The sequence below is a fragment of the Pseudoduganella sp. UC29_71 genome, from assembly GCF_042693265.1.
Lineage (GTDB): Bacteria > Pseudomonadota > Gammaproteobacteria > Burkholderiales > Burkholderiaceae_D > Rugamonas.
In genome coordinates, this window is sequence record NZ_CP170549.1 from 6,147,604 (window position 1) to 6,168,402 (window position 20,799).

17 protein-coding genes and 1 riboswitch are annotated in these 20,799 nt (G+C 68.4%); of the genes, 7 read left to right on the forward strand and 10 right to left on the reverse strand.

Annotated elements, in window-relative coordinates:
• Nucleotides 1–41 precede the first annotated feature (41 nt).
• The 4 genes from ACFJI2_RS27520 to ACFJI2_RS27535 are packed head-to-tail and all read right to left on the reverse strand — an operon-like array spanning nucleotide 42 to nucleotide 6,877.
• Nucleotides 42–2,441: an ABC transporter permease gene (locus ACFJI2_RS27520; protein ID WP_377702707.1), complete on the reverse strand. Its 2,400-nt coding sequence runs from the start codon at nucleotides 2,439–2,441 to the stop codon at nucleotides 42–44.
• A gap of 14 nt (nucleotides 2,442–2,455) precedes the next feature.
• Nucleotides 2,456–4,888: an ABC transporter permease gene (locus tag ACFJI2_RS27525; RefSeq protein ID WP_377702708.1), complete on the reverse strand. Its 2,433-nt coding sequence runs from the start codon at nucleotides 4,886–4,888 to the stop codon at nucleotides 2,456–2,458.
• A complete protein-coding gene (locus ACFJI2_RS27530) occupies nucleotides 4,885–5,565 on the reverse strand; it encodes an ABC transporter ATP-binding protein (RefSeq protein ID WP_377702709.1) in 681 nt (226 codons plus the stop codon). Before ACFJI2_RS27530 ends, ACFJI2_RS27525 begins: the two co-directional genes overlap by 4 nt.
• A gap of 28 nt (nucleotides 5,566–5,593) precedes the next feature.
• Entirely contained in the window at nucleotides 5,594–6,877 is a 1,284-nt protein-coding gene (locus tag ACFJI2_RS27535; RefSeq protein WP_377702710.1) for an efflux RND transporter periplasmic adaptor subunit, read from the reverse strand.
• 205 nt (nucleotides 6,878–7,082) lie between these two features.
• On the opposite strand from ACFJI2_RS27535, the gene ACFJI2_RS27540 reads away from it, so the two are divergent.
• Both ACFJI2_RS27540 and ACFJI2_RS27545 read left to right on the forward strand, forming a co-directional pair.
• The gene (locus ACFJI2_RS27540) at nucleotides 7,083–8,657 is read left to right on the forward strand and encodes a sigma-54-dependent transcriptional regulator (protein ID WP_377702711.1); all 1,575 of its coding nucleotides are present in this window, start codon (nucleotides 7,083–7,085) and stop codon (nucleotides 8,655–8,657) included.
• The gene (locus tag ACFJI2_RS27545) at nucleotides 8,647–9,951 is read left to right on the forward strand and encodes a sensor histidine kinase (protein ID WP_377702712.1); all 1,305 of its coding nucleotides are present in this window, start codon (nucleotides 8,647–8,649) and stop codon (nucleotides 9,949–9,951) included. The genes ACFJI2_RS27540 and ACFJI2_RS27545 overlap by 11 nt, the downstream gene beginning before the upstream one ends.
• Here the strand turns inward: ACFJI2_RS27545 and ACFJI2_RS27550 are convergent.
• The 4 genes from ACFJI2_RS27550 to ACFJI2_RS27565 form a co-directional block, all read right to left on the reverse strand.
• Nucleotides 9,948–10,400 carry a GNAT family N-acetyltransferase gene (locus tag ACFJI2_RS27550; protein ID WP_377702713.1) on the reverse strand — a complete coding sequence of 151 codons (453 nt, stop codon included), beginning with the start codon at nucleotides 10,398–10,400 and terminating at the stop codon, nucleotides 9,948–9,950. The genes ACFJI2_RS27545 and ACFJI2_RS27550 overlap by 4 nt on opposite strands.
• A 41-nt stretch (nucleotides 10,401–10,441) precedes the next feature.
• Nucleotides 10,442–10,741 carry a DUF4148 domain-containing protein gene (locus tag ACFJI2_RS27555; protein WP_377702714.1) on the reverse strand — a complete coding sequence of 100 codons (300 nt, stop codon included), beginning with the start codon at nucleotides 10,739–10,741 and terminating at the stop codon, nucleotides 10,442–10,444.
• 101 nt (nucleotides 10,742–10,842) lie between these two features.
• Nucleotides 10,843–11,268, reverse strand: a complete 426-nt coding sequence (locus tag ACFJI2_RS27560; RefSeq protein WP_107869696.1) for an organic hydroperoxide resistance protein — start codon at nucleotides 11,266–11,268, stop codon at nucleotides 10,843–10,845.
• 247 nt (nucleotides 11,269–11,515) lie between these two features.
• Nucleotides 11,516–12,031, reverse strand: coding sequence for a hemerythrin domain-containing protein (locus ACFJI2_RS27565; RefSeq protein ID WP_377702715.1), 516 nt, complete (start codon nucleotides 12,029–12,031; stop codon nucleotides 11,516–11,518).
• Nucleotides 12,032–12,190: 159 nt separating this feature from the next.
• Nucleotides 12,191–12,409, forward strand: a riboswitch (cobalamin riboswitch).
• A gap of 66 nt (nucleotides 12,410–12,475) precedes the next feature.
• On the opposite strand from ACFJI2_RS27565, the gene ACFJI2_RS27570 reads away from it, so the two are divergent.
• From ACFJI2_RS27570 to ACFJI2_RS27580, 3 genes are read left to right on the forward strand one after another with little or no spacing between them, the layout of a single operon-like run.
• The gene (locus ACFJI2_RS27570) at nucleotides 12,476–16,924 is read left to right on the forward strand and encodes a cobaltochelatase subunit CobN (RefSeq protein ID WP_377702716.1); all 4,449 of its coding nucleotides are present in this window, start codon (nucleotides 12,476–12,478) and stop codon (nucleotides 16,922–16,924) included.
• Nucleotides 16,925–16,933: 9 nt separating this feature from the next.
• A complete protein-coding gene (locus ACFJI2_RS27575; RefSeq protein ID WP_377702717.1) occupies nucleotides 16,934–17,425 on the forward strand; it encodes a MotA/TolQ/ExbB proton channel family protein in 492 nt (163 codons plus the stop codon).
• On the forward strand, nucleotides 17,422–17,742 hold the full coding sequence (locus ACFJI2_RS27580) for a hypothetical protein (RefSeq protein ID WP_377702718.1): 321 nt from the start codon (nucleotides 17,422–17,424) through the stop codon (nucleotides 17,740–17,742). The genes ACFJI2_RS27575 and ACFJI2_RS27580 overlap by 4 nt, the downstream gene beginning before the upstream one ends.
• Nucleotides 17,743–17,748: 6 nt before the next feature.
• Here ACFJI2_RS27580 and ACFJI2_RS27585 read toward each other — a convergent pair whose 3' ends face one another.
• Complete coding sequence (locus ACFJI2_RS27585) at nucleotides 17,749–18,648, reverse strand: LysR family transcriptional regulator (protein WP_377702719.1); 900 nt, start codon at nucleotides 18,646–18,648, stop codon at nucleotides 17,749–17,751.
• Nucleotides 18,649–18,772: 124 nt separating this feature from the next.
• Between ACFJI2_RS27585 and ACFJI2_RS27590 the strand changes: the two genes are divergently transcribed.
• Both ACFJI2_RS27590 and rnk read left to right on the forward strand, forming a co-directional pair.
• Nucleotides 18,773–19,537 carry an SDR family NAD(P)-dependent oxidoreductase gene (locus ACFJI2_RS27590; protein WP_377702720.1) on the forward strand — a complete coding sequence of 255 codons (765 nt, stop codon included), beginning with the start codon at nucleotides 18,773–18,775 and terminating at the stop codon, nucleotides 19,535–19,537.
• Between the two features lie 212 nt (nucleotides 19,538–19,749).
• Nucleotides 19,750–20,157 carry a nucleoside diphosphate kinase regulator gene (rnk, locus tag ACFJI2_RS27595; protein ID WP_207910026.1) on the forward strand — a complete coding sequence of 136 codons (408 nt, stop codon included), beginning with the start codon at nucleotides 19,750–19,752 and terminating at the stop codon, nucleotides 20,155–20,157.
• A 7-nt stretch (nucleotides 20,158–20,164) separates the two neighbouring features.
• Here rnk and ACFJI2_RS27600 read toward each other — a convergent pair whose 3' ends face one another.
• Nucleotides 20,165–20,749 carry a YceI family protein gene (locus ACFJI2_RS27600; protein WP_107869700.1) on the reverse strand — a complete coding sequence of 195 codons (585 nt, stop codon included), beginning with the start codon at nucleotides 20,747–20,749 and terminating at the stop codon, nucleotides 20,165–20,167.
• Nucleotides 20,750–20,799: the final 50 nt, after the last annotated feature.

Consider the following 20,799-nt stretch of genomic DNA (forward strand, 5'->3'; position numbering starts at 1 on the left):
TTTGTGCACACTAAAAAGGGCGGCCAGTTGGCCGCCCTTTTTTATCCCCGCAAGGCCAGCGCCGGCGAGATGCGCAGTGCGGCCAGCGTGTGGCGCGCCGTGGCCAGCAGCGCCACCAGGCCCGCCAGCAGCAGTGCCGCCAGCAGCGGCCAGGCGCCCATCGGCGCATGCTCCACGTAAGCGGCCAGGTAGCGCTGGACGGCCAGCGCCGCCAGCGGCAGGCCCAGCACCGCGCCGGCCGCGATCAGCGCCGCGAACTCGCGCCCCACCAGGCGCGCGATGGCGGCGCGGCCGGCGCCGTGCAGCTTGCGCAGCACGATCTCCTTGCGGCTGCGCTGCACGCTGTAGGCCGACAGCACATAGATGCCGCACGCCGCCAGCACCACGGCGATCAGGCTGGACGAAGCCAGCATGCGCGCCAGGCGCACGTCGTCCGCGTAGGCCAGGCCGAACAGGCTGGAGGCCGATTGCAGTTCCAGCACGCTGTCCGGGAAGTACTGCCTGAACAGCGGCGCGATGCTGGCATGGGCTGCTGCCGCATCGTCGCTGGTGCGGATGGCCAGCACCTGGGCCGGGGCGATGCGGTAGGCCAGCGGCTGCGCGGTCTGCTTCAGGCTCTGGTAACGCACCTCGGGCGCGATGCCGACGATCTGCACGGTGCGGTCGCCGGAGGTGAGGAACTGGCCCACGGCCGCCTCCGGCGTGGCAAAGCCCAGAGCCAGCGCCGCCGCGGCGTTGATCACGCGCGCCTGCGACGCGGACTGGTCGAGGGCCGGGTCGAACAGCCGGCCGTGCAGCGCCTTCAGGCCATACACCTGGAAGAATTCCGGACTCACCGTGCGGTATTCCAGGCTCACCATCTCCCCGGTGCGCCCTGGCAGGGTGGCCACCATCTTGTTGCCGTCGCGGCCCGCCGCCTCCGACATGGCGGCCACGCCGCGCACGCCGGGAAGGCGCGCCAGTGCTTGCATGAAGTTGTCTGCGGCCGGCTTGCCGGTTTCCTGCGGCAGGTCCAGCACCAGCATGCCGGTTGGGTTGAAGCCGCGGTCGGCCTTGGCGGCGTAGTCGGCCTGCCAGGCGATGGCCAGGGTGGCGCCGCTGAGCGCCATGGCGGTGGCGAACTGCAGCACCGTCAGCACGCGCCGCAGCCACAGGCCGGCCGCCGTTTCATGATCGCCGCGCCCGGCCAGCGCCGCCGCCGGCCGCACGCGCACCGCCAGCATGGCCGGATAGACGCCGGCGCACAAGCCGGCCAGCAGCCCGCCCAGCAAGGCCAGCGCGCAGCTGGCGGGCGAGAACAGGCTGTCCAGCTGGCGCGCCACCAGGCCGCTGAACATGGGCAGGCAGAGCCAGGCCAGCCCCAGTCCCAGCACGGTGGCCAGCAACGCCACCACCGAGGACTCGGTCAGAAATTGCGCCGCCAGCCGCGCATGGCTGGCGCCCAGCAGCTTGCGCATGCCGATCTCGCGCTGGCGGCGCAGGGTGCGCACCGTGGCCAGGTTGACGTAGTTGCTGGCCGCCAGTGCCAGGATCAGCAGCGCGATGCCGGCCAGCGCGAACACGCTGCCGCGCTGGCCGTAGTCTTCACTGTTGCGGCCAGAAGCGAGGCCCTCGTCGAAGTACACGTCCGGCATCGCCACGATGGCCACGTCGGTCACGTTGCGGCCGTTCAGCTTCTTGCCCATCGGGCCGTTGCGCCAGGCCGCGTCGCGCGGATTGGCGTTGACGGCGTTCTGCAGCAGCACCGCCAGTTGCGCCGCGTCCGCACCGGGCTTGAGCTTCAGGTAAATTCCGCCGCGCCGCTGGAAGTTGCTGCGGTGGTCGCCGCGCTCGGGTTCGGCCCAGGCCGCGCTGGCGCTGCCGAGCAGCGCCTCGAAGCGCAAGGTGGCGTTGGCCGGCGGATCGGCCAGCACCGCCAGCACCTGCAGCGTTTCCTTGCGTACGCGCAGGTGGCGGTTCAGCGCGGAGGCGTCGCCGAATATCCTGCGCGCGGTGCTGGCCGTCAGCGCGATGCCGTCCGGCCGCGCCAGCGCCGCCTGCACGTCGCCTTCCAGCGCACGCAGGCCGAACATGGCGCCGAACGCCGGGTCCACCACGCGCAGTTCTGCCTTGTGCCGCACCGCGCCGTTCCAGAGCGGCAGGTCCAGTTGCTTGGCGATGGAAGAAGCCTCCACCATGCCGCTGGCGTCGGCGGCGGCCTGGATCGGCAGGAAGGCGTATTCGCCCCAGTCCGGGCGCGGGAACACGTTGATGCGCTGCTTCACCGAGTACACGCGCTGCGCGTCCGGCACATGGCTGTTGTAGCTCAGGCAGTAGTGCACGAAGCCGAGCAGCAGGAAGCAGGCCGCGAAGCCGACCGCCAGGCCGACCACGGACACGGCGGAATAGGCGCGCTCCTGCAGCAGCAGGCGCCAGCCGATACGGAAGTCTTGTAGTTGCATGCTTGTCCTCAGGCTCAGGTGCGCAGGGCCAGCGCCGGCGAGATGCGCAGCGCGGCCAGGGTATGGCGTATGGTGGCGCCCAGCGACACGGCCAGCACGCTCACCAGCGCCGCCAGCAGTGTCCAGGCGCCGATGGGCGCCTGCTCGGCGAACTCGGACAGATAGCGCTGGATCGCCAGCGCGGCCAGCGGCAGGCCCACCAGCGCGGCACAGCCCACCATCCAGGCAAACTCCTTGCCCAGCAGGCGCGCCACGGCGCCGCGCTGCGCGCCGTACAGCTTGCGCAGCACGATCTCGCGCGCGCGCCGCTGCACGTTGTAGGCGGCCAGCACGTAGATGCCGAAGGCCGACAGCAGCAGGGCCATGGCGCTGCCCGCCCCCAGCATGGCCGCCAGGCGCGCATCGTCCTCGTAGTTGTCGGAGAAATAGCTGGCGGCGCGGTGCATGTCAGGGATCGCGTCCGGGAAGTACTGGCGCCACAAGGCGTCGGTGGCGCGCTCCAGGTCCGCCATATTGCCCTTGTAGCGTACCGTCAGAACGGACGCGTTGCGGTTGTTACGGTATATCACCGGCGCCGGCGTCTCGCGCAGCGACTGGTAGCGCAGGTCCGGCACCACGCCCACCACCACCGGCCGCAGGTCGCCCTTGCGTCCTTCCAGCGCCACGCTCTGGCCCACCGCAGCTTGCGGCGAGGCGAAACCCAGTGCTTTCACGGCGGCGGCGTTGAGCACTACCGCGTCGTCGTTCTGCTCCTGCTCGCGCTGCGGATCGAACGCGCGGCCGGCCAGCGGCGTCACGCCGTACACCTGGAAGAAGGCCGGCGACACCGCGCGCTGCTGCAAGGTGGCGGATTTTCCGTCGGCAGTGCGCACCGGGTTGTTGATGCCCAGGTAGTAGCGGCCCGCCGGCGAAGGGGAGTAGGTCACGCCTTCCACGCCGGGCACCCTGAGCAAGGCCTCGCTGAGCTGGCGCGGCGCCTGGCCTTCCCACATCAGCGACGGCAATTCCAGCACCAGCAGCGGGTGCGGATCGAAGCCGGGATGGGCGTTGCTGGCAAAGCGCGTCTGCCAGGCCACCGCCAGCGTGATGGCCACCAGGCCCATGGCGCAGGTCATCTGGAACACCGTCACGGCGCGCCGCAGCCAGGTGGTGCCATAGGTCTCCTGGCCGCCGCGCGCCGCCAGCGCCTGCGCAGGCCGCACGCGCAGCGCCAGCCAGGCAGGGTGCAGGCCGGCCAGCAAGCCGGTAAGCAGGCCCACGCCCAGCGCGGCGAACACGGCGCCCGGTCCGATGAGGGTGGCCAGCGGCCGGTTGAGCAGTTGCGCGCAGGCGGGCAGCAGCAGCCACGCCAGCACCAGGCCCACCGCCGCCGCCAGCACGCTGGCCAGCAGCGACTCGGCCATCAGCATGGCCGCCACCCGCGCATGGCTGGCGCCCAGCACCTTGCGTATCGCGATTTCGGCGCGCCGGCGCATCACCCGCACGGTGGCCAGGTTGACGTAGTTGATGGCGGCCAGCAGCAGGATCAGCGCGCCGACGGCAGCCACGCCCAGCACCAGTTTGGTGTCGCCGTGTCTTGTGCTGCTGTTGCCGGCCAGGTCGTGGTCGAAATACCAGTCGCGCAGCGAGGTCAGGCCGATGTCGGACGGCGGACGGCCATTCAGGCGCTGCAGCATGTCCGGCGACAGCGTGGCGGCAAACGGCGAGTGCTCGGAGGCCGCCTGCATCTCCCGCTGCAGCGCCTGCGGCGTCGCGCCTGGCGCCAGGCGTATGTATAGCCGCGAGATGATGCCGCCCCAGTTGGACGCCTTGTGCTTGTCCAGCCGCTTCTGCATCGCCTCCGGCAGCATCTGGCTGCCGGTGCCCATCAGCGCCGCGTAGGGCAGGGTGGTGGCGGCGGGCGGATCGGCCAGGACGGCGGCCACCTTGTACTGCATGTTCTCGATGGTGAGCGTTTTGCCCAGCACCCCGCGCGCTGCGCCGAGCAGCTGGCGCGCCGTGTTCTCGGTGAGGGCGATGGCGTCCGGCCGCTGCAGCGCGGCATCCAGGTCCCCCTCCAATGCGCGCAGGCCAAGCACCTTGGGCATCGCCGGCCCCATCACCACGAAGTCCAGGGTGCGCAGCACGCCGTCCTGGCGCAGCGCGGCCGCACCGGGCAAGGCCACGGCGGCCGCCTCCACCAGCGGGCTGCCTTCGGCCACGGCCAGCAGGTTGATCGGCGTGTTGTCGAACCAGCCGCCCTGTTCGAGGATATTGAGGCGGTTTTTCGCCACATACACGCGCTCCGCCTGCGGCACATGGCTGTCGTAGCTGAAGCTGAAATGCACGTACGCCATCAGCAGGAAGCAAGCCGCGAAGCCCAGCGCCAGGCCGAGGATAGTGACGGCGGAATAGCCGCGCTCCTGCAGCAGCAGGCGCCAGCCGATGCGGAAGTCGGACGGTTTCATGCTGCGCGCAGTGCGTCAACCATGATGCGGCCGTCCAGCAGGTTCAGCGTGCGCGACGCCTGCGCCGCGTGCGACGGCGAGTGCGTCACCATCACCACGGTGGTGCCCTCGGCGTTGATGGTACGCAGCAGGCGCATCACCTCGTCGCCGTGCGCGGTGTCCAGGTTGCCGGTCGGTTCATCGGCCAGCAGCAGGGCCGGGCCGGACACCAGCGCGCGCGCAATCGCCACGCGCTGCTGCTGGCCGCCGGACAGCTGCGAAGGGCGGTGCCCGGCGCGGTGCAGCACGCCCAGTTTGTTCAGCATGGCCGTCACCTTGGCCTTGCGCTCGCTTTTCGCCATGCCGGTGTACTCCAGCGCCAGTTCCACGTTCTCGAACACGCTCAGTTCTTCGATCAGGTTAAAGCTCTGGAAGATGAAACCGATGCGGCCGCGCCGCAGTTCATTCAGCTTCGCCTCGCTCCATCCAGCCACGTTTCGGCCCTCGAACCAGTACTCGCCGCTGCTGGGCACATCGAGCAGGCCCAGAAGGCTGAGCAGGGTGGACTTGCCGCAGCCGGACGGACCGGTGATGGCCACGTACTCGCCGGCGTCGATCTGCAGGTCGATGCGGTCGAGGGCCGTGGTCTGGATTTCGCCTGCCAGGTGGGTTTTGCTGACGCCCGTAAGTTTGAGCATAGTGACTCCTTTTTTGTTGATGGTGAGCTTACTTGGAAATTTGCAGCCTGGGGGCGTCGCCGAAGGCCGTATAGCCGGAAACGATCACGCGCTCGCCCACGGCCAGGCCGGACAGCACCTCCAGCTGCGCGTTGTTGCGCCGGCCGGCGCGGATGGCGCGCCGTTCGGCCACGCCACCGTCCTGCGTCACGACAAACACCCAGGTGCCGCCGCTGTCGTTGAGGAAGGCGCCGTTCGGCAGCAGCAGCGCGGGCGCCGGTTCGCCCAGCGTGATGGTCGCGTCCACGCTCTGGCCGGGACTGAGCGCCTCCGGCTGCACGGCGCTGAAGGTCAGCTCCACGGTGAAGCGGCCCTCCTTGATCTGCGGGTAGATGGTGGACACGTCCACCGCATAGCTGCGGCCATCCATCTGCACGCTGCCGTGGCGGCCGACGGCCACGCGCTTCAGGTAGTACTCGTCCACTTCGGCGGACAGCTTGAAGCGCGCCGGATCGTCGATGCGGCCCACGTGCTTGCCGGTGGTGATGGACTCGCCCACCTGCAGGCGGAAGTCGGTCAGCCGGCCCGCGCTGGGCGCGCGCACCGCCAGTGCCTCCACGGTGGCGCTGACCAGCTTCAGGCCGGACTGCAGCCCGTCCAGTGCCTTGTCCAGTTGCGCCAGCGCGGTGCCGCGCACGCGCTGGTCGGTATCGTCGCTGGCCTGGGCTTGCGCCAGCACGCGCCACTGCTGCGCCACGCGGTCCGCCGACTCCTCCAGCGCCACTGCCGACAGGAAGCCCTGTGCGGCCAGCTTCTCGTCGCGCGCATAGCGCTTCTGCGCCTGCTCCATGGCGAAGTTCAGATCGTCCAGGCGGCGCCGGTGCTCGCTGCGGCTGGCCTCCTGCGCCACGCGCAGATTGGACAGGTTCGAGATCTGCTGCGCATGCTCCGCCTGGCGCGCCAGCAGCTCCAGGTTGCGCTGCGGGTTCGAGATGCGGAACAGCAGCTGCCCCTGTTTCACCAGGTCGCCGTCGCGCGCATAGACTTCCTCGATGCGGCCCGACTCCACCGAGTCCAGCATCACCGACTGCAGCGGCTGCGCGGTGGCGCGCACCACGATATCGTCGCGGAACACGCCGCGTTCCACGGCTGCGATGCGCAGCTCGCCCGGTGCCACCCGCAGGCCACGCGGCATCCAATGCCACAGCGCGAAGACGAAGGCCGCCAGCGCCAAAGCGCCGGCGACGCCCAGCGCGATGGCCTTGCCGCGCCGTTTCGGCACGACGGTGTCCATGGCGGCGCCGGTAACCAGTTTAGGCTGAGGAGTGTTCATGATGTTGGCTTGCAGTGAGCGATGAGCAATCTCATTGCAAGCCCTGTGCCAGGGCCTCCGGGACGCCGTCCTGCGCCGTTTCCGGGGGCTCCCGCGCGCAGCTTGTCCGCATGCGGACAGTGGCAGGTGTTCGATATCGGACAGTGCCAAGAAACGCCGCAAACCCGCATGCCGCAAGGGGTTTCCTGCTGCTAGAATGCGCCACATGGCCGACACCACAGCACACATCCTGATCCTCGACGACGACACCGACGTGGCCTGCGCCGCGCAGTTGCTGCTGCGGCGCCGCCACGGCACCGTCGCCACCCTGAACGACCCCGCGCAACTGCCCGCCTACCTGGCGCGCAGCATGCCCGACGTGGTGCTGCTCGACTTCAACTTCACCCCCGGCCGCATCGACGGCGCCGAAGGCCTCGCCCTGCTCGAGCTGCTGCGTTCCCCGCCTGCCTCCCTCTGCCGAGCTGAGCCGCATTCGGGGTCAGACCCCGAATGCGGCAGAGGCCGCCTGCCGGCGGTGATCGCGCTGACCGCGTATGCGGATGTGCCGCTGGCGGTGGAGGCGCTCAAGCGCGGCGCTTGCGACTTCATCACCAAGCCGTGGGACAACGCGCGCCTGGTGGCGGCGGTCGACGCCGCGCTGGCGCGCCGCGCTGCGGAAGCGCCCGCGCGGCTGCTGCCGGCCGTCAGCGCTGCCACTGCTGTCACTGCTGCCACGGACGCCACGGATGCCACTGAGGCCACCGCGGCGCTGATGGGCGATTCGCCCGCCATGCGCAGTGTGAAAGCCATGATCGCCAGCGTCGGCCCCACCGGCGCCAACGTCATGGTGCTGGGCGAGAACGGCGTCGGCAAAGAGCTGGTGGCGCGCGCCATCCACTTGGCCTCGCAGCGCGCGGCAGGCACCTTCCTCGCCGTGGACATGGGCGCCTTGCCCGAGTCGACCTTCGAGAGCGAATTGTTCGGCCACCGCAAAGGTTCCTTCACCGACGCCAAGGCCGACCGCGCCGGCCGCTTCCAGGCCGCGCGCGGCGGCTCGCTGTTCCTCGACGAAATCGGCAACATGCCGCTGGCCGCGCAGGCCAAGCTGCTGACGGTGCTGGAGCGCCGCGAGGTGACGCCCATCGGCGCCGACAAGCCGGAGCCCATCGACGTGCGCATCATCAGCGCCACCAATCTGGATGAAGTGCGCCTGTTCGATCCCGCCGAGTTCCGGCCCGACTTGCTGTTCCGGCTCAACACCATCGTCATCCGCGTGCCGCCGCTGCGCGAGCGGCGTGAAGACATCCCCGGCCTGCTGCGCCACTACCTGAACGCCTACGAGCGCCAGTACCAGCGCCCTGCGCGCGCCATGTCGGCCGCAGCGCTGGCCTGGCTGCAAGCCCACCCCTGGCCCGGCAATGTACGCGCGCTGCGGCATGCCTGCGAACGTGCCGTCATCCTCGGCCGCGACGCCGAGTACCAGCCTGACGATTTCGGCCTCGCCATGCCGGCCACCGCCGCGCCGGGCGTATCTGGCGCCGCCATTGCTGCGCGCATGAGCGTTGCTGCCGGCGCGAGTGCGATGGCCGCTGCCGCTGTCGGCTCTGTGGCCGTCCACGTCGACGCAGCCGCCCGCCCCGGTGCTGGCGCGGCCAGCGACGACCTGACCCTGAGTGCCCTCGAACGCGACGCCATCGCCGCCGCGCTGGCCGCCGCCAAGGGCAACATCAGCCACACCGCCCGCATGCTGGGCGTGAGCCGCGCCGCGCTGTACCGCAAGCTGGGCAAGCATGGCATCTGAACACACGCTTGCCGGCGACGCCGCCGCGTCCCGCAAGCCCGCCGCTGCCGGCAAGTCCGCCGCCTACGCCAGCGTGGCTGCGCTGATGGCGCTTAGCTATGCCGCGGCCTATTACGCCGGCTCGCCGCGCCTGCAGGTGCTGTGCGCCATTGGCGCCATCCTGCCAGCCTGGCTGCTGCACCGGCGCCTGTCGCGCCCCCTGGCAGGCAGGCGCAGTACTGCACAGGATGCTGCACCAGTCGCCGCCGCAAGCGACCTGCCATGGAACCTCACGCCGGACCGCCGCGCCCTGCTGGACGCCGCGCAAGCCCTCGAAGCGCGACTGGAACATGCCCCGATCGCGCTGTTCTCGATCGAACACCTGAGCGGTCCGGGTGCGCTGACACCGCTCAACGCCAGCGCACGCCGCCTGCTCGCGCCCGGCCGCGCCAGCGATCCCGTGCAACTGGCGGACCTGTTGGCAGCGCAAACGGCGGAACGCCGCCAATTGGTGAGCTTCGAAACCGAGCGTGGCACCGAGCGCGCACTGGCCTCGGTCGCCGCGCTGACCGTGCAGGGCGCCGGCCAGCGCCTTGCCGCGCTGATGCCGGTGGAAAGCGAACTGGAAGCCGAAGCCATGAATGCCTGGCGCCAGCTGGTGCAAGTGCTCACGCACGAAATCATGAACTCCCTCACGCCGGTCGCTTCGCTGTCGCGCACCGCGTGCGACTTGCTGGACGAAGCCAAGGCCGACCTGGCGCCCGACGTCAGCGGCGACCTGGGCACCGCGCTGGACGCCATCGCGCGCCGCGCCGCCAGCCTGGTGGAATTCGTGGCCAGCTACCGCAGCCTGTCCAGCGTGCCGCAGGCCCAGCCCGAGCGGGTGCACGTGGGCGAACTGTTCGCCCGCCTGTCCATGCTGATGGCGCCGCAATGGCAGGCGCGCGGCGGCCGCGCCGAGTTCTCCGTCGAACCCGCGTCGCTGGACGTGATGGTGGACCCCGGCCAGCTGGAGCAGGCCCTGATCAATCTGCTGAAGAACGCCGCCGAAGCCACCGCGTCCGCGCCCCAGCCGCAGCTGCAAGTGAGCGCGCGCCTGAGCCGGGGAGGGCGGCTGCGCATCGAAGTGGCCGACAACGGCCCCGGCGTGCCGCAAGACCTCGCCGCGCACATCTTCACGCCATTCTTCTCCACCAAAAAACAGGGACGCGGAATCGGCCTGGCCATGGTGCGCCACCTGGTGCACGCCAATGGCGGCATGGTGCGCTACGCCAAACCGGTGGGCGCCGGCGCGCGTTTCATCATTACGTTTTAGCGCAGCATATCGATGTGCATGATGCCGTCTTCGTCATACGGTTCGCTCACGCGCGTGAAGCCGAAGCTGGCGTAGAATTTTTCGAGGTAGAGCTGGGCGCCGATGCGGCAGCGGTGGCCGGGATGCAGTGCTTCCGCGCGGCGCAGGCCTTGCTCCAGCAGCAGGCGGCCGATGCCGCTGCCGCGCGCGGACGCTGCCGTCAAAACGCGGCCCAATGACATTTCAGGGAATTTCACGCCCGGCGCGATGCAGCGCAGGTAGGCTGCCAGCTGGCGTTGGCCGTCGACCGTATGCCAGGCCATCAAATGACGCGCCGCCTGGTCGTAGCCGTCGAGGTCGGGATACAGGCACTTCTGTTCCAGCACGAAGACCTCCTGCCGCTGGCGCAGCACTTCATACAGGTCTTCGCGTGGAATCTCTTCAAACTCTTGCCACTGCCACTCAATCATGGTTGCCTCGCATGGGATCGAAGCAGCCATTGTAAGGGGCTTTATTCATAGTGTGACAGGGTGCCGGCTTTGACTGCCTGGGCCAGTTCGGCGCGCACTTCCTGGCGGGTTTTGCCTGGCGCGGCTGCGGTCACGCTGGCGGGGTAGGCTTCGCCGTTGAGGATCTGTCCGGCGCGCAGCGCGGCGATGGTTTCGGCTTTCACTTCGGCGCGGGTGCGGATCGACACGGTATTGACCACGTTGCCCTGGTAGCCTTCGCCGCTGTTGACGGGTTCGGCGGCGTAGGCGCTCGAGGTCAGGGCGATGACGGCGGCGGCGACGGACAGGATGGATGCTTTCATGATATTTCTCCTAGATTAATTGCACTATTTAATCGTGCACTACTTATTGGCTGGACTTTCAGGCTGCCGCCACCGGTTTTGCGGTAGCGGCAAAACCGGCTTTATACGATGGTCAGCGTTACGTCGATGTTGCCGCGGGTGGCGTTCGAGTAAGGGCAGACGATGTGGGCTGCGGCGACCAGCTTTTCGGCGGTGTCGCGGTCCAGGCCCGGCAGCGAGATTTTCAGTTCCACTTCGATGCCGAAGCCGGTTTCGATCGCGCCGATGCCCACGGTGCCTTCCACCGACACGTCGGCCGGCACGGCGATCTTGTCGCGGCCGCCGACGAATTTCATGGCGCCCAGGAAGCAGGCCGAGTAGCCGGCAGCGAACAGCTGCTCAGGATTGGTGCCGACCGCACCGGCGCCGCCCAGTTCCTTGGGGGTGGTCAGTTTCACGTCCAGCACGCCGTCCGAGGAGACAGCACGGCCTTCGCGGCCACCGGTTGCTTTAGCGTTTGCGCGGTACAGAACTTGTTTGATCGACATGATGATTTCCTTTGCTGTGAGTAAATTAGATTGCTATCTATTGAATCGCGCCCTACTTCTTGCTACCTCGCGCTGTGTTTGCAGCGCCGATGTGTGTACTTTATATCGTGCGCTATGTAATAGCAAGCTATATTTTTCAGTTTCCGGAAAATATTTTGCCGCCGTCCGCGCCGGCCCGCACCAAGCGGGCCGGCGGATTGCGGCCTTCAATGCTTGCGGGCTTGCTTGGCGCGCCCGGCCTTGATCGTCACTGGGGCAGCGCGGGAGCCTCGATCTCCGCCTTCCGGGCTTCGATCGCATCGCCCAGTGCGACCAGGTCCAGCTTCGCCTTGCGCGCCTTGGGGAACATTTCCCCTTCTTCTTCCTTGACGTGATGCTCGATCTGCTCGGACAGGACTTTCAACTTCGCGTCGTACAGGTCGTCGCTGGGTTCCATGGAAAGGATCTGCGCGATCAGTTCCTTGGCGGAGGCATGCTCCACGGTCGCCTCGTCGACCAAGTCCTCGTTCGCGCCGCTGGCCTGGCGCACGGCGGGATAGAAAATCTCCTCCTCGGCCGTGGCGTGCTTGGTCAGCTCCAGGCAGATTTTGTGCGCCAGCTTCTTCTTCGACGCGAGGGCGCGGTCGCCCAGTTCTTCGTATTGCTCAAACATTGCTCTCACTTCCGCGTGGTCCTGCGTCAGCAAGGAAATCGCGTCGATTTCACCCGGCGCGGTGGGAATTTTTTGAGGCATGGCTGCCTCGGCCTTGTCACTGGCTTTCATGGGGGCTCCTTGGTTGGGCGTTAAGCGCCGCGTTGCGGCGCCGGATATGCTGATCTGATGCGAAAGCCAGACCATCTTAAGATGACCTAACAGTGCAGGGTGTAGGCGCCCGGGCAGAAGGCATGTAGGATTTCATGACAGGGCTCAATACGGTAGAATCGCGGCATTAACGTGATTGGTGCCCTTCCGCTTGTCGGCTGGAGGGTGAAACGGGAAGCCGGTGACGCGCGCGATTTTCATCTCGCGCCAGTCCGGCGCAGCCCCCGCTGCTGTATGCCTGACGACTTTGACCGAACGCCACTGTGCATTGCACGGGAAGGCAGGGTCGAGGAAGGATGAAGGCCAGCCAGAAGACCGGCCAGTTACGAAGATGCGCAAAGCCCGGGGTGTGGCGTTGCCTGTTTTCCTGCGCGCCTGGCGCGCAGCTACTGGTTAAAGTTCAAATTGAGCACTTCCATACTCCTGCGGCTGGCCGCAGCGCTGTTGTGCGTTTGCGCCTGCGCGCACGCACCGGCCGCCAACCTGTTCGCCATCGTCACCGAGCGCGCGGCGCCGGCCGCCATCGAGGCCGCGCACCGCCACCTGGCCAGCCATCCGCAGGACCGCATCGTGCTGCGCACCCCGGCGCAGTGGATGGCCGCCAGCGAGCGTGACGCCGGGCTGTGGCTCAGGCAGGCCGACAGCGTGCTGGCCGTTTCCCTGTTCGGCGATCCCGCGCGCCGCCTGAAGGAACTGCTGCCGCGCTACGCCCGGGCGCAGACGCCGGTGCTGGCTTTCAATGGTGAAGCGAGCCTCAGCCTGATGAGCCGCGACCCGCGCGCCAGCCTGCAAGGCTTTTCACCGGACACGCTGCGCGAGCTGTCGTCGGAAGCGCCGCCGCCTGCCGCCCTGAAGGCGGCGCAGGCCGATGCGGCGGCGTCCCGCTGGCTGGCCGCGCGCCGCGTATGGCAGGCCGGCGGCGCCGACAACACAGCTGCGCTGTTCGCGCATCTGCTCAAGCCTTCCGTGCCGCTGGCCGATGCGCAGCCCGAGCCCACGCTGCGCCTGCGGGCGGGCCAGCGCGAGCTGGTGGACGCAGCAGCCTGGGGCAAGGCGGCGCAACTAGGCCTGAAAGCCCAGCCCACCGTGGTGGTGCTGGACCTGTCCAATATGGATAGCGCGGTGCCCGCCGCCGTGTGCCAGCGCGTCGAGCAGCGCGGCCAGGCATGCGTGCAAGTGCTCACGCGCTGGGGCGGCGCCTCGCGCGAAGCGCTGGAGCGTTTGCCGGAGCTGATCGCGCCCGCACAGCCGGCGGCGCTGGTGGTGCTGCAGGACTTCGTGGTGGGCGCTGCAGAGGGACGCGAAGCCGTCACGGAAGCGTTCAAGCGCCTCAACGTGCCGGTGTTCAAGGCCATTCGCCTATCCGACCGCAGCGCCGTGCAGTGGCGCTTGTCGCCCGACGGCCTGCCGCCGGATTCGGTGCAGTACCGCGTGGCGCTGCCGGAGTTGCAAGGCATAGGCCAGCCCATCGTGGTGGCCGCGCTGGGCCAGGCGCAGCAGGACCGCCAGACCGGCATCGAGAACCGCCCGCCGGTGGTGCTGGGCGAGGAGGCGGACCGCTTGTCCGCGCGCGTGAGCCGCTGGCTGGCGCTGCGCAGCAAGGCCAACCGCGACAAGAAGGTGGCGCTGATCTACTACAACCACCCGCCCGGCCGGCAGAACATCGGCGCAGACAACCTGGACGTGCCGGCCTCGCTGTTCGACATGCTGCACGCGATGAAGCAGGCGGGTTACACGGTGGGCACGCTGCCCGCGTCGCCGGAAGCGCTGCTGGACATGATCATGGCGCACGGCGTGAACCTGCCGGAAGACCGCGCCGCGCTGCGCGAATTGAGCGGCACCGTGAACAGCGTCAGCGCGGCCGATTACGCGCGCTGGTTTGGCACCCTGCCGCCGCGCGTGCAGGGCGAGATGACCAGCGGCCTGCTGGGCCGCCTGCATTCCGACGTGCTGGAAGCGGAAGCCAGCGGCGAGCCCGCGCTGGGCCGCAAGCAGGCCGACGTCATCATCAAGGAACTGCAGCACCTGGTGGAAGGGGCGGACCATCCGCAGCGCGAAGCGGCGATCCGCGACCTGGCTGCGCTGGCGGACGGCTATCACGCCTGCCTGGACCCGAGCGCCATCGCCGCGCCGGGCCGTACGGCGCGGACCAAGGGAACGCCCAAGGCCGGCTGCGCCGCGCTGGCGCCGCTCAGCAAGCGCCTGTCCGGCTACGGCATCGAAGGCCTGAAAGGCTGGGGACCGGCGCCCGGCAGGATCATGGTCGACAGCGGCAAGCTGCTGGTGCCCGGCCTGGTGTTCGGCAATGTGTTCATCGGACCGCAGCCGCCGCGCGGCTGGGAAGTGGACGAGGAACTGCTGCACGCGAACACCAGCATCACGCCGCCCCACCAGTACCTCGGCTTCTACCACTGGCTGCGCGACCGCTTCAAGGCCGACGCGCTGGTGCACGTAGGCCGCCACTCCACCTACGAGTTCTTGCCCGGTAAAGCCGTCGGCCTGAGCTCGGACGACTATCCCAGCCTGATCGCGGGCGACCTGCCCGGCATCTACCCCTACATCGTGGACGGCGTGGGCGAAGGCACGCAGGCCAAGCGGCGCGGCCTGGCCGTCATCGTGGATCACCTGACGCCGCCGCTGGCCACCACGCCGCTGTACGACGAACTGCTGGCCCTGCGCCAGGTGGTGGAGAGTTTCGAAGCGGCCAATTCGGAATCGCTCAAGTCGCAAGCCGCCGCGCTGATGCGCGAGCGCGTCAACGCGCTGAACCTGAAAGCCGAACTGGAAGCGTCCATGGCCGACGTGCTGGCCGTGCGCGGCATCGGCTTCGACGCGGCGGACGACGACCTGCTGGCGCACGAAGTGGGCCACTACCTGACCAAGCTGCAGGAAAAGTTCATGCCGCACGGCCTGCACATTTTCGGCCGCCCGTGGAAGCAGGAATCCATCGACCTGATGCTCGAATCGATGAAGAAGGGTGGTATCGAAGGCGCGGACGTTGCCGCCAAGCTGGCCGATTCGCCGCGCCGCGAAATGCTGGCGCTGCTGGCCGGACTGGATGGCGAATACATCGAACCGGGCAAGGGCAACGACCCGCTGCGCTCGCCGGAAGCGCTGCCCACCGGCCGCAACTTCCACGCGGTGGACGGCGACATCCTGCCGACACGCCTGGGCTACCAGCTCGGCGAGCGCATGGCGGCCAAGGCGGACGCGCGCAATGCGTCGGGCAGCTCGGCCGGCAAAGGCAGCGAAGGCATCATCCTGTGGGCCTCGGACGCGGTGCGCGACGAAGGCGTGATGGTGGCGTTTGCGCTGGCCATGATGGGCGCCGAGCCGGTGTGGAACGCGCGCGGCATCGTCACGGACGTGAAGCTCAAGCCGGGCGCGATGCGGCGCGACGCGCTGGTGACGACGTCCGGCCTGTTCCGCGACCTGTATCCCAACCTGATACGCCTGATCGACCGCGCGGGACGCATGGCGCTGGCCGCGTCGGCCGGCACGCTGGCCGAGCGCGATCCGGCGCTGAAGGAAGCCTTGCAGGCGGCGCTGGCGCCATTGCCGGGCGTGGCCTGGGGCAGCGAGGAGCCGGCGCAGAACCGCGTGGCGCGCGAATGGCTGGTGCGCCAGCGCGCGCTGGCCGCTACCGGCATGCCGGCGGTGGAAGCCGGCCGCGCGGCCGCGCAGCGCGTGTTTGGCGATGCGCCCGGCGCCTACGGTGCGGGCGTGAACAGCCTCACCGAGCGCTCCGGCGCCTGGCGCGAACGCGACGAGATCGGTCGCGCCTACCGCAACCGCATGGGCCACGCTTACGGGCTGGACGCCAGCGGCGAGGCCACCCACGCCGCCTTCGATGTGGCTCTGGACGGCATCGAGCGCACCTACCATGGCCGCGCCAGCAATCTGTACGGCCTGCTCGACAACAACGACGCCTTCGATTACCTGGGCGGCCTGTCGCTGGCCATCGAGGGCCGTACCGGCCGGGTGCCGGAAGCGATGATCCTGCAGCACGCGCAGCCGGGCCGCGCGGACGTGGAACCGCTGGCCTCGGCCCTGCTGGGCGAGCTGCGCGGCCGCTTCCTGAATCCGGCCTGGCTCAAGCCGCTGATGGGCCACGGCTACGCGGGCGCGCGCACCATGGGGCAGGAATTCCTGGAGAACCTGTGGGGCTGGCAGGTGACGCGTCCGGACCTGGTGAAGAACTGGGCCTGGGACGAGGTCAAGTCGGTGTACTTCGACGACTCGCACAAACTGGGCCTGCCGCAGTTCCTCGGCCAGCAGCACAACGCGCACGTGAAGGCGCACATGCTGGCCATCTTCATGGTGGCGGCCGAGAAGGGCTACTGGAAAACCGATCCTGCCACCATCAAGCGCATGGGCGGCGAGCTGGCGCAGCTGGTGGCCAAGAACGGCTTGCCCGGCAGCGGCCACACCGCGCCCAATCATCCGATGTGGGACTGGCTGGCGCCGCAACTCGATGGCGCCGACGCGGCCGCGCTAGGCGTGACGCTGGCCAAGGCGCGCGGCGACATGCTGCCCGCCGAGCCGGCAGATGCCGGCTATGCAGCCAATGCAGCCAGTGCAGCCAATGCCACGGCGGCCCGCACGCCCAGCCGGCCAACCCGCGCCGACGCCGCTGCAGCCGCCGCAGCCGCCGACAGCGCCGCGCCGCCCGCCAACGCCGCTCCGGCCGCGAATGCCGCGCCGCGCGTCTATGAGCTGCACCAGAAGACCGAGCCGCAGGAGCCCGCCGCCGTGCGCGTGGCCAAGCTGCTCGGCGTGCTGGCCGCCGTGCTTGCGCTGTTCGCGCTGGGCCTGTGGCGCGGCCGTTATACACCTCAACCCGTCAACCTGTAAGGAGTTCCCATGATCGAAACCCTGTCCTACGCCTGGCTGCACGACGCAGTCCGCTGGCTGCTCGCGCCGGCGCTGGGCGCGCTGCTGATCGGCTGCGCCATTGCCGTGATCGAAGCCGGCATCGCCGTCGGCGAGCGCTTCCACGGCCTCGCCAAGCTGGCCTCCGGCGGCAACCTGGCGCAAGTCCAGGCCATCGCCCGCCACCGCCTGGAGCGCGCCGACCTGCTCGCGCGCATCCCGCCGATGCTGGGCCTGATGGCCACCATCATCCCGCTCGGACCCGGCCTGGCCGCGCTCGGACAGGGCGACCCGGCCCAGCTGGCCAGCGCCGTCACGGTAGCCTTCGACGCCACGGTACTCGGCCTGGTGGCCGGCATCGGCGGCCTGGTGATCGGCAAACTGCGCCGCCGCTGGTACGAAGAAACGCTGGAGGCCATGGAACAATCAATCGAACGATCAATGGAACAATCGATGCAGCAATCGATGGAGCGCGCGGCATGAGCACCCAGCCCTCGCGCCAGCGCATGCGCCTCTACTCCCGCCTCGACGCCCGCTTCGACGACAGCGACGAAGACCCGCGCGCCAGCCTGGTCAACCTGGTCGACGTGATGCTGGTCTTCGCCTGCGGCCTGATCGCCGCCATCGCCGGTTCGCAGGGTGCGCTGAAGACACCCCAGCCGGTCGAGAAGGGGCGCCAGATCGAACGCCCCGCAGAAGGCGTGAGCCAGAGCGGCAGCGGCTACGACCGCGTCGGCGAAGTCTTCCGCGACCCCAAGACCGGCAAGCTGGTACTGATCGAGCCGGCAGCGAAAAAGTAGGGCGGCCTAGGCCAGCTCCGCGAACAAGGCCGCAGCCCAGTCGATAAACACCCGCAACCGGCTGCTCACATGCCGGTTCGAAGGATAGACCACGTAGAACGGGTAAGGTGGCGGCTGCCATTCTTCGAGCAGCGGCACCAGCGCACCGCTGGCGATGTGCGAGGCGGCCGCGTAGGTAAAGGTCTGCATCACGCCCAGCCCCGCCAGGCCCGCCGCCACATGGGCGTTGCTCTCGTTGACGCCCACCGTGCGCGTGCCCTGGATGGCATACGTCTCGGCGCCGCGCGCGAAATTCAGCGGCAAACCGCGTCCGGTCCGCGTGGACAGGTAATGCGCCAGTACGTGACCCTGCTCTAGCTCCGATGGGTGCCGCGGCGTGCCGTGCTTGCGCAAATAGTCCGGTGTCGCGCAGGTGACCCAGGAAGCGCTGCCGATCTGCCGTCCGATCAGGGACAGGTCGGTCAGCTCGCCGCCGCGTATCACGCAGTCCACCCTATCCCCGATCAGGTTCACATGCCTGTCCGATACGCCCAGGTCAACGCGGATGTCCGGATAGCGCGCCAAAAATTCCGGCAGCGCCGGCAACAGCACCAGGCTGGCCACGGAGCTGCCCACGTCCACGCGCAGATGGCCGCGCGGCCGGGATTGCGCAGCGCTGAAGCTGGCGTCCACATCGTCCAGTTCCTTCAGCAGCCGTTGCGTTTTCTCGTAATACTGCGCCCCCTCGGGCGTGACGGACACGCGCCGCGTGGTTCGCTGCAGCAGCTTCACGCGCAGATGCGCCTCCAGCGCCTGCACCGACTTGGTCAGCGTGGCGTTCGGCATGCCCAGCGTATCGGCCGCCCTGGTAAAGCTGCCAGCTTCCACCACGCGGGCGAATGCGCGGATCGCGTGCAATTGGTCCATCGGCTTTCCTCATTATTCATGGATGGGAATAAAGCATTCCGTTATAGATACTTTATTCAATAATGAGCCGGGCGTAAAGTGAACTCCGTCGTCACACATATCCCCCTCTTAAAGGAGCACTGAAATGAACAACGCACAAAAACTCGCAGGCAAAGTGGCACTGGTCACCGGCGGCACCACCGGCATCGGCCTGGCCACGGCGCAGGACTTCGCAGCGCAGGGCGCCGTGGTCTACCTCACCGGCCGCCGCCAGGCGGAGCTGGAAGCGGCGGTGGCCACCATCACCGCCACCGGCGCTGCCGCCTATGGCATCCAGGGCGACGTGTCGCGGCCCGAGGACTTGGACCGCATCTACGCCGCCATCGAAGCGCGCTCCGGCCACCTGGACGTCCTGTTCGCCAATGCCGGCGGCGGCGACATGATGCCGCTGGCCGACATCACCGAAGAGCACTTCGACCGCATCTTCGACACCAACGTGAAAGGCACGCTGTTCACCGTGCAGAAGGCGCTGCGCCTGCTGAAGGACGGCAGTTCGGTCATCCTCACCGCGTCCACCACCTCGGTGCAGGGAACGGAGAACTTCAGCGTCTACAGCGCCAGCAAGGCCGCCGTGCGCAACTTTGCCCGCAACTGGCTGCTGGACCTGAAACCGCGCAACATCCGCGTCAACGCGGTCAGCCCCGGCCCCGTGCACACGCCTGGCCTGGCTGGGCTGGTGCCGGAAGAACACCAGGCCGGCCTGCTCGGACACCTGGCCACGCTGGTGCCGATCGGCCGCCTCGGGCAGCCCGCCGAGATCGCAAAAGCCGTCACCTTCCTGGCGTCCGACGACAGCAGCTTCATCAACGGCATCGAACTGTTCGTCGACGGCGGCGCCGCGCAGATCTGATCCGTGCAAAACGGTTATACTCGGCTCACCATGAACAGAACCGCTCTGATTCTCCTGCCGAATAACCGTCCGACGTGCGCGCCGCTGCGCGCGCGCGCTCTCGCCCGCCTCTCCTGAGGCCCGGCGGGAACTCCAGGAAGACGCCGTCTTCCTTCCCACCGGGCCGCTCTCCATCTGCCTTGCCTTTTCCCTGACATTTGTGGAGTTACATCATGAGACCCAATATCGTCGTGTCGTCGATCGACATGGAACGCCTTGAGACGCTGCTCGATTCGCTGCCATCGGCGCAATCGGCCGTCAAGCATGCGCTGCTGGAAGAGCTGGCGCGCGCCGAACTGGCGGAACCGGCGGACATGCCGCCGGACGTCGTCACCATGAATTCGCGCGTGCGTTTCGCGCTGGACCAGCCGGCCGAGGAATTCACGCTGACCCTGGCCTACCCCAAGGACATGCAGCCCGGCGACGAGCGCATTTCCGTGCTCACGCCGGTCGGCAACGCCTTGCTGGGCCTGGCCAGCGGCGACAGCATAGACTGGACGCGCCCGGACGGCGCCTCCTTCAACCTCACCGTGCTGGACGTGCTGTACCAGCCCGAGCGGGCCGGCGAGCTGCATCGCTGATCGGAACTTACTTGGCCGCCACCGCTTCCACCTGGATGCGCAAGCCCACGTCCATCGAGAAGCCGTAGTCCTTGCCTGCCGTGAGGCCGAAGTCCTCACGGTTGAAGGTGGCGGCGGCGTCCGCGCCGCACAGCTCGCGCTTCAGCATGGGGTGCTGGATGCATTTGAAGCGGTTCAGCTTGAGCGTGAGCGGCTTGGTCACGCCCATCAGCGTCAGCTGGCCCTGCACTTCGGTAGGGTCGCCGTTGGCGAAATTGAGCTTGCCGGTGTAGCGCGCCGTGCTGCCATGCTTCTCCACGTTGAAGAAGTCCTTCCCGGTCGCCCATTTGTTGAGCAGGTCTTCGCCGAAGTCGATGCTGGACAGGTCGATGGCGATATCGACCGTGCCCTGTTTGGCCTCCCGGTCCAGTACGATCTTGCCGCTGTTCTTGTTGATCTTCCCGCGCCAGAAGGAGATGCCCATGTGGTCGGCCTCGAAGCTGGGGAAAGTGTGGTGCGGATCGACGTCGTACGTCACCGGCGCCGCGGCGGCCATGCCGGTGGCCACGCTGCTGGCGAAGAGGGCTGCTGCGAGCTTGCTGCTGAACTTCATGGCGTCTCCTTTTTTGAATGGGTGCGCCTAGTCTAGCAGGGCTACTGCAG